This window comes from Streptomyces sp. 3211.6, assembly GCF_003634815.1.
In the GTDB taxonomy this organism is placed as follows: domain Bacteria; phylum Actinomycetota; class Actinomycetes; order Streptomycetales; family Streptomycetaceae; genus Streptomyces; species Streptomyces katrae_A.
In genome coordinates, this window is record NZ_RBXC01000001.1 from 57,301 (window position 1) to 72,641 (window position 15,341).

The following is a 15,341-nucleotide window of genomic DNA, read 5'->3' on the forward strand; positions in this document are numbered from 1 at the left end:
GGCAACGCGAATGTCGGCTCCCCATCTGGACGTTCGCGCGTGGAATGTGCGAGCCGAGCATGACTCATTGCTCAGACATCGTCACCTGCAAAATTGTCGGATCTAGGGGCGAAACATCCCTTTCATTACGACGTATGCAGGCAGTAAGTGATAAACGCCACACCGAGCTGATCCCTATGGATTTCCTGTGGATCACGCCACAGAATCAGCGGACTATTTGTCAGTTTCCTGCCACACGTGTGTCTTCACGTGGGCAGAGCGTGGGGGGTCCACATGTCGCCGTTCTCGGCGCATAATTTCCGCCTGCCCGGAAACAGAAGAGCACGCGCGAAACGCGCGCGCCTCGCCGGGCGCACCGGCATCACCGTCTCGGTGGCGCTGGTCATATCACTCCTGCCGATCCAGGCCTGGGCGGCGCCGCCGGGCGACCGCAGCGGCGTCCAGCTGCCCGGCCTGCAGCAGGACATGAAGGCCAAGCTCGACAAGGTCGAGGCAGCCAAACTCGAAGGCTGGGCCGGCGCGCCCGTCCAGTCCCCGCCGGAGTACGAACCGTCCAAGGTGACACCGCCGACCGGCGGCACGGCCACCGTCGCCCTCTCCGGCGACCAGCTGGTCCAGGCCGGCTCCCTCCCGGTCAGCATCGGCAAGGCCTCACCGACGGCGGAAAACCCGACTCCGCCCGCACCGTCCGGCACTTGGTCGGTGGCGGTCGAGACGCGTGCCGCGACCGAGGCCGCGAACGTCGACGGCGCGCTCATCAAGGTGACCCCGCCCGCCGAGGGCTCCACGCCGGTCGACGTCCAGCTGGACTACAAGAAGTTCAAGGACCTCTACGGCACCGAGTGGGCCACCCGCCTGGAGCTCAAGCAGCTCCCCGAGTGCTTCCTGACCACGCCGGACCTCCCCGAGTGCACCGTCGCCCAGGACGTCCCGAGCACCAACGACCCCGCCACCGGCACCGTCCGGGCCACCATCGACCCGGCCACCGCGCCCAGCCAGGGGCTGCGCACCATGGCCGGCGGCAGCGGCGGACCCACCGTCCTGGCCGCCTCCGACGGCGCCTCCGGCGCCGGTGGCACGTACAAGGCCACCTCCCTCTCCCCTTCAGGTTCCTGGACCGCGGGCGGCAGCGGCGGAGGCTTCTCCTGGTCCTACCCGCTGACGGTCCCCGCGCCTCCGGCCGGACCCACGCCGAAGATCGGGTTCTCGTACTCCTCCCAGGCGGTCGACGGCAAGACGTCCGTGGCCAACGGCCAGGCGTCCTGGGTCGGTGACGGCTGGGACTACGAGCCCGGCTACATCGAGCGCCGCTACCGCACCTGCGCCGACGACCTGAAGGCGAACCCCTCCAAGCCGAACAACGACAACGCCACCGACAAGAAGAAGGGCGATCTGTGCTGGGCGGGCGACAACGTCGTCATGTCCCTGGGCGGCAGCACCACCGAGCTCGTCCACGACGCCGCCACCGGCAACTGGATCCCCGCCTCGGACGACGGCTCCCGCGTCGAGCACAAGACCGACACCACGGTCCCCAACGGCGCCAAGGACGGCGAGTACTGGATCGTCACTACCGGTGACGGAACCCGCTACTTCTTCGGCCGTCACGACGTGGACGGCGCGGGCAGCCGTCCGGTCACCAACTCGGTCCTGACCGTGCCCGTGTTTGGCAACCACCCCGGCGAGCCCTGCTACCAGAGCACTTTCGCCGCCTCATCTTGCGACCAGGGCTGGCGCTGGAACCTCGACTACGTCGAGGACGTCCACGGCAACGCCATGATCATCGACTGGGCCAAGGAGACCAACCGTTACGCCAAGAACTCCAAGTTCAAGGAAGCGGTCACCTACGCCCGGGCCGGCTACCCCACGCAGATCACCTACGGCCTGCGCAACGACAACCTCTCCGGCCCCCCGGCCGGCAAGGTCGAGTTCACGGTCGCCGAGCGCTGCATCAAGGAAGGCACCACCCAGTGCTCCGACGCCGAGTTCGAGGGCAACAACTACGGTGACAAGCAGCCGTGGTGGGACACCCCCTCCACGCTGTACTGCAAGCCCACCGCCAAGGACTGCTACGTCGGCTCCCCGACGTTCTGGACCCGCAAGCGCCTGACCGCCGTCACCACCTCCGCCCAGCGCACCGAGGGCTCCACCGCGCTGTCCCTGGTCGACCGCTGGACCCTGGCCCAGTCCTTCCCCCGCCAGCGCACCGACACCCACCCGCCGCTGTGGCTGGAGTCCATCACCCGCACCGGCTACGGCACCACCAAGGACAGCGCCGGAAACCAGCAGTCCACCTCCCTTCCCCCGATCTCCTTCCTCGCCAACGTCAAGGACATGCCGAACCGGGTCGCGACCGGCCCGACGGACGCGACGCCGGACTTCGACCGCCTGCGTGTGGAGACCATCCGCACGGAGATCGGTGGCGAGATCGTCGTGGGCTACTCCGCGCCCTGCCCGGTCGGCGGCACCCACCCCAAGCCGGAGGAGAACACCACACGCTGCTACCCGGTGTACTGGTCTCCAGACGGTGACTTGGAGAAGCCTCCGCTGGAGTGGTTCAACAAGTACGTCGTCGACACGGTCACCGAGAAGGACCGCGTCGCCCGCCAGCCCGACTTCACAACGTCGTACACCTACGAAGGCGACGCCGCCTGGGCCAAGAACACGGATGAGTTCTCCAAGCCGGAGCTGCGGACCTACAGTCAGTGGCGCGGCTACGCCAGTGTCGTGACCAGCAGTGGTGTCACCGCCAACGCGGGCAAGCCCGATGCGACCGAGCAGTCCCAGACCCGTACCCGCTACTTCCGCGGCATGTCCGGTGACGCCGGCCGGCCGAAGATCACGGTCAAGGACTCCACCAACACCGAGGACCTCGGTGAAGACCTGCCCCAGTACCAGGGCCAGGCAGCGGAGAGCATCGCCTACACCAAGGCCGGCGGCAGCGTTGAGTCCCGGACCCTGAACTGGCCCTGGAGCCAGAAGACCGCCACCAGGCCACGTGACGGCACCACCCCGCTCGACGCGTACCGCGTGGGAGCCGCTCGCACAGACTCCATTCAGACGATCAGCGGCGGATCGACCCGCACCAACCGCACCCGTGTCTCACACGAACCGGTCTACGGTCTCGTCCAGACCGTCCAGAAGGAAGCGGTCACACCCAACGGGAGCGGCGGGTGGCAGACGACAGACCAGACGTGCGCCACCACGACCTACGTCCACAACACCGACAAGAACCTCATCGGCCTGCCGCAACGACAGCGCACCACCGCCGGTGATTGCGCCCAGAGCGGCACGGCGGCGCTCCTGTCCGACACCCGGACCTCCTACGACGCGCTGAACGCCTTCGGTGTGGCCCCGGTCAAGGGTCTGGTCTACCAGGCCGACACCAACGACGCGGCAGGAACCGGCTGGATCACCAGCGCCCGCAGTGAGTACGACGCCTTGGGACGTGCCACCAAGGTCTACGACGCCGCCGGCAACGCCGCAACCACCACGTTCAGCCCCGCCACCGGTACCCCGTTCTCGGTCACCACCACCAACGCGCTGGGCCACACCGCCACGACCAAGACCGACCCCGGCCGTGGGCTTCCTGTGGAGTCCGCGGACGTCAACGGGCGCAAGGTCACGACCACCTATGACAACCTCGGCCGCACCAGCGCGGTGTGGTCGCCGTCGCAGAATCCGGCCAAGGACAAGGCCTCCCGCACCTTCAGCTACCAGATTGCGGAACACGAGCCCCCGGTCGTCACCAGCAACTCGCTCAACGACGACGGCTCCTACCTACAGTCCATCGCCATCTACGACGGCTTCCTGCGACCCCGCCAGACCCAGGGCGAGGCGGTAGGCGGCGGCCGTATCGTCACCGACACCCTGTACGGACCCAACGGCACCGTCCGCCATACCAACAACGGCTACTACGCCGAAGGCGCACCCGAGAAGAAGATCTTCGTCCCGGAGAGCGTCTTCCAGGTCCCGAACTCGACGGAAACCGCCTACGACGGCCTGGGCCGCGCGGTGCGCACCACAACGCTGTACGCGGACGTTCCGCAGTTCTCCGCCACCGCCGAGTACGGCGGCGACTACACCCTCATGCGCTCGGCAATGTCCGTCGACGGTACGACCCCGCTCAAGGGGAGCACCGCCTCGAAAACCTGGACCGACGTCCTGGGGCGGACTACCGCCGTCGAGCGCGCCACGTCGACCGACCTGACCACCTGGAACAGGACCACCTACACCTACGACGTCCGCAACAAGCTGAAGTCGGTCACCGACGCGGCCGGCAACAAGTGGGCGTACGAGTACGACGGCCGCGGCCGCCAGACCGCCTCCGAGGACCCGGACAGCGGCCGCTCCGAGTTCGGGTTCAACAACCTCGACCAGCTCACCTGGGGTAAGGACTCCAGCGGCCGTACCCAGTACACCGTCTACGATGCCCTCGGCCGTGCAACCGAGCTCCACGACGACGCGGTCAACGGACCGCTCGTCGCCTCGTGGGCCTTCGATACCCTGCCCGGCGCCAAGGGCCTGCCCGTCTCCTCCACCCGCTACGACGGCACGACCGCGTACAAGAGCGAAGTCACGGGCTACGACGCCGAGTACCGCCCGACCGGATCCAAGATCACCATCCCGGACGTCCCCGGCACCAGGGGCCTCGCCGGCACCTACGCCTCCAACATCACCTACACGCCCACGGGCAAGGTCCAGTCGACCACCAGCCCGGCCACCCCGGGCGGCCTGGCCGCCGAAAAGCTCGTCACCCGGTACAACGCAGACGGCCTTCCGCAGAGCATGTCCGGCCTGGCCTGGTACACCGCCGACGTCAAGTACAGCCCCTTCGGCGAGGTCCTGCGCACCGCGTCCGGGAACGCACCGAACCGGGTGTGGACCACGACGCAGTACAACCCCAACAACGGGCAGGTCACCCACCAGATCACCGACCGGGAGACCGGGCCGAACCGGATCAGCGACGTCTCCTACGACTACGACCCGGCCGGCAACATCACCTCCATCACCGACACCCAGCCCGGCGGCCGGGAGGACCGCCAGTGCTTCGCCTACAACCCGATGGGCCAACTCACCAAGGCATGGACCGGCAAGACCGCGTCCTGCACCGGCCCCTCCCTCGCGGACGTCACTCCCGGACCAGACGGTGACGGGTTCTGGCAGGAGTACCAGTTCGACGCGATCGGCAACCGCACCAAGCTGATCAACCGCGACCTGACCGACCCGGCACTGGACGACGAGACGACGTACACCTACGGCGTCACCATCGCCGGCAACGGCACCCAGCCGCCGGTCAAGACCCAGCCCCACGCCCTGGCGAAGGCCGAGAAGACCACCCGCACTCCGGGCCGCACGGTCACCTCGCTCACCGACTACACCTACGACGCGTCCGGCAACACCAAGACCCGGCGCATCGACGGCGACACCCAGACCCTGAACTGGGACCGCCGAGGCAAGATTACCTCCGCCAGCAGCCCCGGCATCGGTGCAGCCTCCGTAATCGGAGCCTCCGGCAAGTGCATCGACGTCGAGAACGCGGGCACGGCCGACGGCACCCCGGTGCAGATCTGGCCGTGCAACGACACCAAGGCACAGCAGTGGCGCCTGACCGGCAACACCGTCCGTGCCCTGGACAAGTGCCTGACGGCCAGCGGAACCAAGCTGGTCCTGGCCACCTGTGACGGCAGCGACAAGCAGAAGTTCGTCTACCGGGCCGGCGACAAGTCCCTGAACAACCCGGCCACCAACCAGTGCGTCGACGTTCCCAACTACGCCAACGACGGCAGCGACCTCCAGCTGTGGTCCTGCAACACCACCGGACCGCAGCAGTTCACCTTCGACACCACCACCACCTACATCTACGACGCCTCCGGCAACCGCCTCATCGAGGAGACCGGCAGCAGCCGCACCCTCTACCTCGGCGACACCGAAGTCACCGTCAACAAGGCCGGCCAGCCCCTGGACGCCGTCCGCTACTACGCCGGCCCCGGCGCCACCACCATCCGCCAGACCGGCGGCAAGCCCGACAACCACAAGCTCAGCGTCCAACTCGCCGACCACCACGGCACCGCCACCACCACAATCGACCAGAGCACCGGCCAGACGATCACCCGCCGCAAGAGCGACCCGTACGGCAACCCGCGCGGCGCCCAGCCCGGCAGCTGGCCCGGAAGCCGCGGCTTCCTCGGCACCGGCATCGACGACACCAACACCAGCCTGACCCACATCGGCGCCCGCGAATACGAATCCACCACGGGCCGCTTCATCTCCGTCGACCCGGTCATCGACATCACCGACCCGCTCCAGATGAACGGGTACACCTACGCCAACGCCAACCCCATCGGGAACGCGGACCCGAGCGGCCTCAAATACTACGAAGGCATGAACGACGGCGGCTTCCAAGCCGCCCCCGATAAAGCCTCCGAAAAGGCCGGGGAATACAGTTCCCACAGCGGGTCTTACAATGCCAACACTGGAAAGTATTGCTACTTCTGCTACAACAGCAGCAGCGGAAGTAGCGGCAGCGGCACCAGCGGCGGAAATAGCGGCGAAGGCAAGAAAAGTAGCGGCGGAGCAAAAGGGAAGTCCCCGGATTGCAGCTGGTTCTCGAAATGCGGCCTGAGTAAGGCCGTCGACGCGACCAAGAAATTCATACACGAAAACAAGGTGGTCATCGCCCAGGTAACCGCCGAGGTGGTCGTCGGCGGCGCATGCGTCGGAACAGCTATTGTGGCAGGCGTTGCCACAGGCGGAGCCGGAGCTGCTATAGGCCTCGGATGCGCAGGACTCGCTGCCTCAGCCGGAGCCGCTGCCGGAAACTTCTTCGACGACAACGCCGACCACAGCACCACGGGAATCCTTAAAGTCGAAGGCGAGGCCTTCGTGTGGGGAGCAGCTGGTGAGGCGGCGGGAGCCGCTGTAGGGGTCGGAGCAGCAGCCGTAGTCGCAGGAATTGCCGGAAGGGCGGCTGGCAAGGCATTCGCAAGCACAGTCGTCAAAACCGTCGAAAAGATAGCCGCCATATTGGGGAGCGGGTGCTCTAAACCCGGAAATAGCTTTGCTACCGGAACTCTGGTCGTCATGGCCGACGGCTCCAGGAGGGCAATAGAGGAACTCCAACCCGGCGACCAAGTCTTGGCATCGGATCCGGAGACGGGCCTGACGTACGCCGAAGAAGTAACCGCGACGATCCTCGGTGAAGGATCGAAGAACCTGGTCGAAATTACTGTCGACTCCACCGACAACGCAGAATCACCTTCCATCACGGCCACGGATCACCACCCCTTCTGGGTACCCGACCTGTCCGAGTGGGTCGATGCAACCGACCTGCAGTCCGGCGAATGGCTCCAGACCAGCACTGGAACCCGGGTCCAGATCAGCGCGGTAAAGCGCTGGACGACCTCTGCCACGGTTCGAAACCTCACCGTTGCCGACTTCCACACGTACTATGTGGTTGCGGGAAGCACACCCGTCCTAGTCCATAACTGCAATGGCGCAACGCTTGAACTGAAATACAAGAAAGGCTGGAGTGCAGACCAGATAGCAGCAGCTGATCGCAAGGTTGCCGCTCTCAACGCTTCCGGTAATTTGATCGTTACTAAGCCTCAGCGATCAGGAAGTGCAGCAGACATGTGGCGCCGAGCGGGTAACGACACGGTCAGCGGATCGGATATTGACCACATTGTTGAATTGCAACTCGGCGGTGCAGATGATGTCTCAAATATGACACCTCTTGACAGTTCGGTGAACCGAAGCATCGGCTCCCAAATATCTCGCCAGTTGAAAAAACAGGGCCTCAATCCCGGCGATCGAGTATGTAAGATCAATATAACCAAACGATGTTAGGAACGGGGAAGAGCTGTGACCTTGCTGGAGCTTGATGTAACGAGGACGGTCGGCACCTCGGCTGGCATGTTTGCCCTATGGCGACTCTCTCGCTTCGCGGAGGTGACCGAGCTGGACCAGTGGGAGGACGAGATCGCGGATGAGGAGAGCCTCACCGAGGCAATCAAAGAAGGCGCTCTCGTACCCATCAATATCGGCGGTGATGGCACTTACCAATTCACCGTTCGCGGCGTCCCCGCAATTGGTGGCCTCACAGAGCGCGAAGCGCGGTACCGCCTCGTTTCATCGCAGCCCTATCTCCTTGTTTCTGATGGCCTAGTGGGACTGGGCGGACTTGAGGCGGTGGGAGATTATACCGGAGTGGACCCGGTCAGCATTCCACTCGAGTCCGGAAGATACACCGTACAAGTGCACCTCATCGATTGGAAGGCCGAACCCGGATCTACTGGTTCAGACGGAAAGCCGATACAGCATGCCTTGGGAGACTTCGTGATCGAAATCTGTCGGGAGCGTTCGGAAGATACGCGCGAATATCGTCGCAGCGTAGTCACGTTCACACGGTGATTGCGTATCTCGCAAGAGGCCATCTACGCGGCCACTAATGGGAATCCATAATTGCGAGAATGAGCCCCACCGGGCGTTGCCCGGTGGGGCTCATGCATTAGTGGTCAAATTTGTTGAGCAACATCATTCGGGCCCTCGAGTGAAGGAAGCGACACGGTCAGCGAACAGCTGCCATGGCAGGAGTAGCCGGTGACGATGTCGGCAGCACGGGCCACGATCCGCGGCCGACGAGGTCGGCGGCTGCACCCTCCGACAGGCGTACTACCGGCTCGTGGTCGAGGGGTTGATCCCGCACACCGCGCCGACGTACTGGCGGCTGTCCGCCGCAGCTGTCGGCCCAGGTACGACGATCACGTACCTGCGCCAGCCGGCGCGCGCGAACAGTCGAAGTCCGCGCGACGGTTCCACGGCCCTCACCAGGATCGAACAGCTCGCCGACGCCTGGGGCCTCGGATGACCGGTCTCGCGCGGGCGGGCGGCGTTCCCCCGCCCGCCCACCCGCGCGAGCTGGCTGTGCGTCGGCTACCTGGGGATCACGACGCAGGGGATGCTCGGCGTGATGGGTGGGGGCGGGTTGCTGCCTCCGACGAGGAGGGCCAGGAGGACGGCGATTGCTTCGTTGCGCAGGACCCGTGCGGCCTGTGCGAGCTTGAGGGGGTCGGGGGTCGGGGGTCGGGAGGGAGAGGGCCACGCACTCGGGGTCGGTGCCGGTGCGAATCGGCACGGCCGCGCACACCGTGCCCAGGGCGTACTCCTGGAGGTCGACCAAGGGCTCGCCGGGGTCGCGGGTGTCGAGTTCGGCGAACAGCTCCTCTTGGTTGGTGATGGTGTGGGGGGTGAAGGCCTCCATGCGGTGGCGGCCGAGGTGGTCGCGGCGGTCGGCGGGGTTGAGTTGGACCAGGAGGGCCTTGCCGACGGCGGAGGCGTGTACGGCTTCGCGGAAGTCCACCCACTCGTGGACGGCGGGGGCGGTGGGGCTGTCGGCGTACTGGGTGATGGAGACCTCGCCGTCGGTGTAGGCGGCGACGTAGACCGCGGCGCCGACCTCGTCGCGCAGGAACGCGAGGGTCTCGCGCAACAGCGCGCCCGCGGTGCGGCCGGACTCGGCGAGCTTGTAGCTGGGCCCAGGCGAACGCCTGGAGGTTTGCCTCCTTGAGCGCGTCGGGCCACACCTCCAGGAGGAAGGTGAACACGTCCTCGACCACGCTCGGGACTGCCTCGGGGCCGAGTTCGAGGTGGGCGTACTCGAGGTAGGCGACGTGGTTTTGGGAGTGGAAGGCCACGTAGTCGACCGGCATCACGCCGGCGAGTTCGCTGGAGACGGCCTGCTCCCCGGATGGGTCGAACTCTGCGTCGGTCATGAACTCCCCCACTGCTGCTCGGTGCCGTCCAGGCCCGGGGCGGCCTCGCGTTCCACGGTCATCTGGACCAGCGGCTGGTGACGGTGGGAAAACAGCTCGGCAGCGCCCACCCGGACACCGGCGCCCAGCAGGCGCCGCAGACCTCTCACCACGTCGGGTGCGAACACCCGTACAGCGGTGGCGCCTATCAGCGCCAGGACAAGGGGCTCGGTGCTGTTCACGTCGAAGGAAGTCCTTCCAAGCGGATCAGATGTGACCAGGCGTGCCCCTTCCCCCCGGTGTGGCAGCCAGCGGAGCGGTCTGCGAGGACCGCCTCCTACTCACAGCCAAGCGAAAACAACCCCCCATCGTTCAGGGGGATTTCAAAAAGTTTCTGGAGCGGGCGCATCCGCTTGTCCGGGCGCCCGCACGCTCCGGCGCACATCCCGCGCGAACACCCAGCTCACACCGCTTCCCCATCCGAGCTGGCAGGGCCCCGCCGCCGATCTGTGGTGATCGGCTAGGCCCGGTTTTTCACAGGCTGGTGCGGTCTCCGCTCAGGGGCGGCACTGCCTGGGACGGGGCGATCCGCCCGGGTGCCGGTATAGATCAGCGGGGCCACGAGGCTGGTACTCGGGCCTCGCTGTCTATGCCGGGAGCCGACGGTCCGGTGCCGGGTAGAGGTCGGGGACACCCTCGCTGCTGACCACGGCCTCAAGGCGGTGCGCCCGCTCGGGCGGTCGCTGCATGAGGTGGAGCGTGCCGTGGGTGTCGTTGACGTCACGGACGTGGCGCCATCCGCAGCGTCGCGCCAGGCGCCAGGCCAGGGCCTGCTCGCGGACTGCGCAGCGGATCCAGGGCTGGTCGGTCTGGCGGGCGGCGTAGTCGCTGAGCCAGAGGGCAGCGAGCCGCCCCAAGAGGGGCTGGTCGGGTAGGGCGTAGGCGTGGGAGACCTGGAGTGTGGGCTCGTCGCGTTCTTCGGGGGTCCATCCGTGGCGGGGTGCGGCATGCTGCAGGACGAAGGCGGCGAGGAGCTCCCCGTCTTCCCACATCCCGATCGCCCTCTTGCCGTCTCCCGTCGGCTTGCCGGAGGTCTTCGGGCAGATGGCGCCGGTGACGGTGTCGCGGAGACCCAAGCCCTCACCGCGGGGACGGTGGCAGTTGGCGACCTGGAAGTCCATCCGGGCGTCGATCAGCTTGTCGACCGCCTCGGTGTCGGCGGGTCCGAGCAGCTTCATCACGTACATCGGTGTCCTGATAGGTGAGGTGGTCGGTTGCCGGAGAACAACGTCAGCGAGGCAGGGGCGGGTGCGGCACCGGCCCGAGAACGGATAGAGGCTCGGCGGACAGAACTACCCGATCGGCACGGGCTCAGGCCTGGGGCGGGCGGGTGGGCGTGACCAAGATGCAGGACGCCATGGCGAGCTTGCGTTCCGTGCGGTCTAGGCCGTGTTTTAGAACTCGCCGACCTGCCTGGTTGGCCGTCCGGGGAAGTCGCGGGCGGCCATCCAGACGGTGAGGTCGCGGGCGATGTCGTTGATGCTGGTCGCTGTGGTGACCTCGTGCTCGTTGCGGGTGGTATCGCGGCGGACGAACTCGTAGCCGCCTTCGTCCAGGACGGCCACGGAGGCGAACCAGACGGGGTCGTCCTCGTCGGGCTGGACGACCACGAAGGTGTTGTCGGAGTCGTTGAGGTCGCTGACCATCATGAACAGCGCGTCCTCAGAGGGGTCGTCGATGCGGTCGCCGTTCTCGCTGTCGGCGCCGTAGTACTGGGCCCCCATCGCTGCTTCTCCCTCGCGTTGTTCGCCCTGGCCGCGGTCAGCATGGCATGCGGACCGACGGCCCAGGCCAGTCACAGCCATTCACCGATGGCGGCGATCAGGACGGTTGCCTCGAAGCGGACCGCGAGCTTGTCGAACCGGGTGGCCACCGCCCGGTTGCGCTTGAGCCGATTGATCCCACACTCGACCGCGTGCCGAGCCTTGTAGTCCTCACGGTCGAAGGCCGGAGGCCGCCCGCCGGCCTTCCCCCGCCGCTTGCGGTTCGCGACCTGGTCGGCGGGCTCTGGGATGGTACAGCGGATTCCCCGTTTTCGCAGGTAGGCCCGGTTGGCGCGGGAGGAATACGCCTTGTCGCCCCGCACCCGCAGCGGGCGGACACGAGGACGGCCCGGTCCGGTGCGGGGAACCCGGATGCCTTCCAGCACGGCGGCGAACTGAGGGCTGTCACCACGCTGACCTGCGGTGACCAGCAACGACAGCGGCCGTTGACCTTGCTCGCAGGCTAGATGGATCTTCGTGGTGAAACCGCCCCGGGACCGACCCAGTCCGTGGTCTTCCGGCTCGGCGCGGGTCCCGCCGGGCGGTTCCTTCTGGGCCTGTCCGTCGCGGCGGGCACCCGCGGCGTGCTGATGGGCCCGGCAGATCGTGGAGTCGACGTTGACCTCCCACGTGATCAGCCCTGCCTCATCCGCGCGGGCTTGCAGCCTGGTCAGCAGTGCAGGCCAGGTGCCGTCACGCTGCCAGCGGCGGAAGAGCCCATAGACCGTCTGCCACGGCCCGTACTCCGACGGGAGATCCCTCCACGGAGCACCAGTCCGCACCCGCCACCGAATCCCGTCGATCAGCCTCCGCCGGCCCAACGGCGGCCGCCCCAACACCGCGACCGGCAGCAGTGGTTCCAGCACGGCCCACTGACCATCAGAAAGATCCCCTCGCCCCACACCACGATCATCACGGCGCAGGGCGAGCGACAAGCCCATTTCTAAAACACGGCCTAGGGCGTGTCTTCAAAGGGGTCTGAGCCAGAGGAACAGGGACGCGATGGTGACGGCTGCGTGGTAGGACTCGCGGGTTTTGTCGTAGCGAGTGGCGATCGCGCGGTACTGCTTGAGGCGGTTGAAGCAGCGTTCGACGACGTTGCGTTTCTTGTAGAGCTGTGTGTCGAAGGCAGGTGGTCTGCCTCCGTTGCGGCCTCTGCGGTAGCGGTTGGCCCGCTGGTCACGGCGCTCGGGGATGGTGTGGCCGATCCCGCGTTTACGCAGGTAGGCACGTATCCTGCGGGAGCTGTAGCCCTTGTCGCCCAAGACGTGGTCCGGGCGGGTTCGGGGCCGCCCGGGCCCGGCCCGGCGGACCTTGATGGTGTCCATGACCTCCTCGAAGCGGGTGCAGTCGGCGGCGTTGCCGCCGGTGAGGACGAAGCCCAGCGGCCGGCCGCGGCCGTCGCAGGCCAGGTGGATTTTCGTGGTCAGTCCGCCCCGGGATCGCCCGAGGGCGTGATCACATACTTCGTCCCCCTGCCCTGCCCCTTTTTACGGGCGCCCGCAGCATGCTGATGGGCCCGCGCGACCGTGGAGTCGACCGACACCAGCCAGTCGATGTCACCGGTCGCGTCCTTCTCCGCCTGGACCGCGGCCAGCATCCGCGTGAACGTCCCGTCCAGCGCCCACCTGCGAAAACGCGTGTACAGAGTCCGCCAGGGCCCGTACCGTGCCGGCACATCACGCCATGCCGACCCCGTCCGCAGTTTCCACACGATCCCGTTCAGCACCCGCCGGTCGTCCAACCGCGGCCGCCCCGAGGACGACCGCGGCAACAGCCCGGACAGCACTTCCCACTCCACATCCGTCAGCTCATGACGACGCACCATGCCGACATGATCCCCCATCAGAACCATTTGAAGACACGGCCTAGGGGTTGCACCGGAGGTGTGACCGAAGGTTGGAGCCTCCCAAATCGGACACCCGTGTTTGTGCAGGTCAGCCCCCATGGGCAAGCCCCCAGCCGCGACGACACCTCTTCTCCTGCGGTAGCCAGGGGAAGAGCTTGGTTCTCGTCCGAGCCAGCGGCCCTAAGACCGTGTCCTATGTGGTGAGGCGGAGGAGGCGTTTGTAGCAGCAGAGGGCTGCGGCGAGGCCGAGGAAGGCCAGGTAGTTGCGGGGATGACGCTCGTAGCGGTGGTTGAGCCGGCGGTAGCCGGTCAGCCAGGACATCGTCCGCTCGATCACCCACCTGCGCCGCCCGAGCCGCTCGCTGGACTCGACGCCCTTGCGGGCGATGCGGACTCCGATTCGTTTGCCGCGGAGCCATTTCCGCAGATGGGGTATGTCGTAGGCCTTGTCGGCATGGATGCGTTGCGGCTTGAAGCAGCGGCCACGGTAGGGGTCGTGTCTCGTTTGGTGACCGAGCACCATCGGCTTCAGCGCGAGGCTGTCGTGGGTGTTGCCCGCACTGACACCGACGAGGAGGGGCAGTCCTGCCGCGTCCGACAGGACGTGCATCTTGGAGCCCGCCTTGCCCCGGTCCACGGGGCTCGGACCTGTGAGTTCGCCCCCTTTTTAGCCCTGACGTGGGCGGAGTCCAGAACCACGCGGGAGAGGTCGAGCAAGCCGGCGTCGTCGAGCCGGTACAGGATCTCCTCGTGCAGGCGGCCCCAGACGCCGGCTCTGGACCAGATCAGGAACCGGCGGTGTGCGGTGGACTTCGATATCCCGAAGCATGGCGGCAGTGCTCGCCAGGCACACCCCGATACCAGCACGTAGATGATCGCTGCGAACAGCGTCTCGTCAGGCGTGTCCTGTGTCCCGCCGCCCTGCGGCCGCACCCGAGACGGCGGGAGCAGCGGCTTCGCGATCTCCCACAACCCGTCCGGAACAATCCAACTCCACGTACCCCGCCCCATACGAAGCCCAACGACGCCTCACCACATAGGACACGGTCTAAGAGGTCATCTCATTTGGCTGGTTGGGTAGGCTGTCGGCTGTGGTGGGGATTGTTGAGCGGCTGGTGCCGGATGAGTTGTGGGTGCTGTTCCAGCGGGTGGTGCCGGAGGCGCCGTCGCGGCCTCAGGGCGGTGGCCGGCGCCGGCATGGTGACCGGGAGGTGCTCGCCGCGATCGTGTTCGTCGCCACCTCGGGCTGTACCTGGCAGCAGCTGCCCGCGGCATCGTTCGGGCCGTCGGGGGCGACCGCCCACCGGCGGTTCACTGAGTGGACGAAGGCTCGGGTGTGGGCGAAGCTCCACCGCCTGGTCCTCGATGAGCTCGGCGCCCGCGGCGAGCTGGACTGGTCGCGCTGTGCGATCGACTCTGTCAACATGCGGGCCCTGAAAAGGGGGACCTGACAGGTCCGAGTCCTGTCGACAGGGGCAAGTTCGGATCGAAGATCCACTTGATCACCGAGCGAACGGGTCTGCCCCTGTCCGTCGGAATCTCAGGAGCAAACCTGCACGACAGCCAGGCCCTCGAACCCCTCGTCCGCGGCATCCCACCCATCCGTTCACGTCGCGGGCGCCGTCGGCGCAAGCCCGCCAAGCTCCACGCAGACAAGGGCTACGACTACGCCCACCTGCGGAAATGGTTACGTCAGCGCGGCATCACACACCGCATCGCCCGCAAGGGCATCGAGTCCTCGCAGCGACTGGGCCGTCACCGCTGGACCATCGAACGCACCATGGCCTGGCTCGCCGGCTGCCGCCGCCTCCACCGCCGCTACGAACGCAAGGCCGAGCATTTCCTCGCCTTCACCAGCATCGCCTGCACGCTCATCTGCTACCGCAGACTCGCCAATTGAGATGACTTCTAAGACCGTGT

General features: G+C 66.7%; 10 protein-coding genes. 3 read left to right on the plus strand and 7 right to left on the minus strand.

Annotated features, from left to right (window positions below; all coding sequences use genetic code 11):
• Nucleotides 1-273: 273 nt before the first annotated feature.
• Together BX286_RS00245 and BX286_RS35945 are read left to right on the plus strand one after the other, a co-directional pair.
• Entirely contained in the window at nt 274-7,845 is a 7,572-nt protein-coding gene (locus BX286_RS00245; protein WP_261993278.1) for a ricin-type beta-trefoil lectin domain protein, read from the plus strand.
• A 15-nt stretch (nt 7,846-7,860) separates the two neighbouring features.
• Nucleotides 7,861-8,409, plus strand: coding sequence for a hypothetical protein (locus tag BX286_RS35945; protein ID WP_148710230.1), 549 nt, complete (start codon nt 7,861-7,863; stop codon nt 8,407-8,409).
• A gap of 157 nt (nt 8,410-8,566) precedes the next feature.
• On the opposite strand, the gene BX286_RS37965 is transcribed toward BX286_RS35945, so the two are convergent.
• The 7 genes from BX286_RS37965 to BX286_RS00280 form a co-directional block, all read right to left on the minus strand.
• The gene (locus tag BX286_RS37965) at nt 8,567-9,487 is read right to left on the minus strand and encodes an IclR family transcriptional regulator C-terminal domain-containing protein (protein WP_398897933.1); all 921 of its coding nucleotides are present in this window, start codon (nt 9,485-9,487) and stop codon (nt 8,567-8,569) included.
• Nucleotides 9,488-9,766: 279 nt separating this feature from the next.
• Nucleotides 9,767-9,991, minus strand: coding sequence for a hypothetical protein (locus BX286_RS00255; RefSeq protein ID WP_121014263.1), 225 nt, complete (start codon nt 9,989-9,991; stop codon nt 9,767-9,769).
• A gap of 405 nt (nt 9,992-10,396) precedes the next feature.
• Entirely contained in the window at nt 10,397-10,996 is a 600-nt protein-coding gene (locus BX286_RS00260; protein ID WP_121014264.1) for a hypothetical protein, read from the minus strand.
• 207 nt (nt 10,997-11,203) lie between these two features.
• Nucleotides 11,204-11,533: a hypothetical protein gene (locus BX286_RS00265; protein WP_121014265.1), complete on the minus strand. Its 330-nt coding sequence runs from the start codon at nt 11,531-11,533 to the stop codon at nt 11,204-11,206.
• Between the two features lie 71 nt (nt 11,534-11,604).
• A complete protein-coding gene (locus tag BX286_RS00270) occupies nt 11,605-12,513 on the minus strand; it encodes an IS5 family transposase (protein ID WP_398897937.1) in 909 nt (302 codons plus the stop codon).
• A 27-nt stretch (nt 12,514-12,540) separates the two neighbouring features.
• Nucleotides 12,541-13,400 (minus strand): IS5 family transposase gene (locus BX286_RS00275; RefSeq protein ID WP_199848270.1). Its coding sequence is split into 2 segments (ribosomal slippage): nt 12,541-13,052 and nt 13,052-13,400, totalling 861 coding nucleotides; the frame shifts between segments, so codons are not numbered across the junction.
• A gap of 214 nt (nt 13,401-13,614) precedes the next feature.
• A protein-coding gene (locus tag BX286_RS00280) for an IS5 family transposase (RefSeq protein ID WP_121014267.1) occupies nt 13,615-14,432 on the minus strand; the annotation gives its coding sequence in 2 pieces (ribosomal slippage) (nt 13,615-14,090 and nt 14,090-14,432; 819 coding nt in all).
• Between the two features lie 89 nt (nt 14,433-14,521).
• Here BX286_RS00280 and BX286_RS00285 point away from each other — a divergent pair.
• A protein-coding gene (locus BX286_RS00285; protein ID WP_398898869.1) for an IS5 family transposase occupies nt 14,522-15,321 on the plus strand; the annotation gives its coding sequence in 2 pieces (ribosomal slippage) (nt 14,522-14,857 and nt 14,860-15,321; 798 coding nt in all).
• Nucleotides 15,322-15,341: the final 20 nt, after the last annotated feature.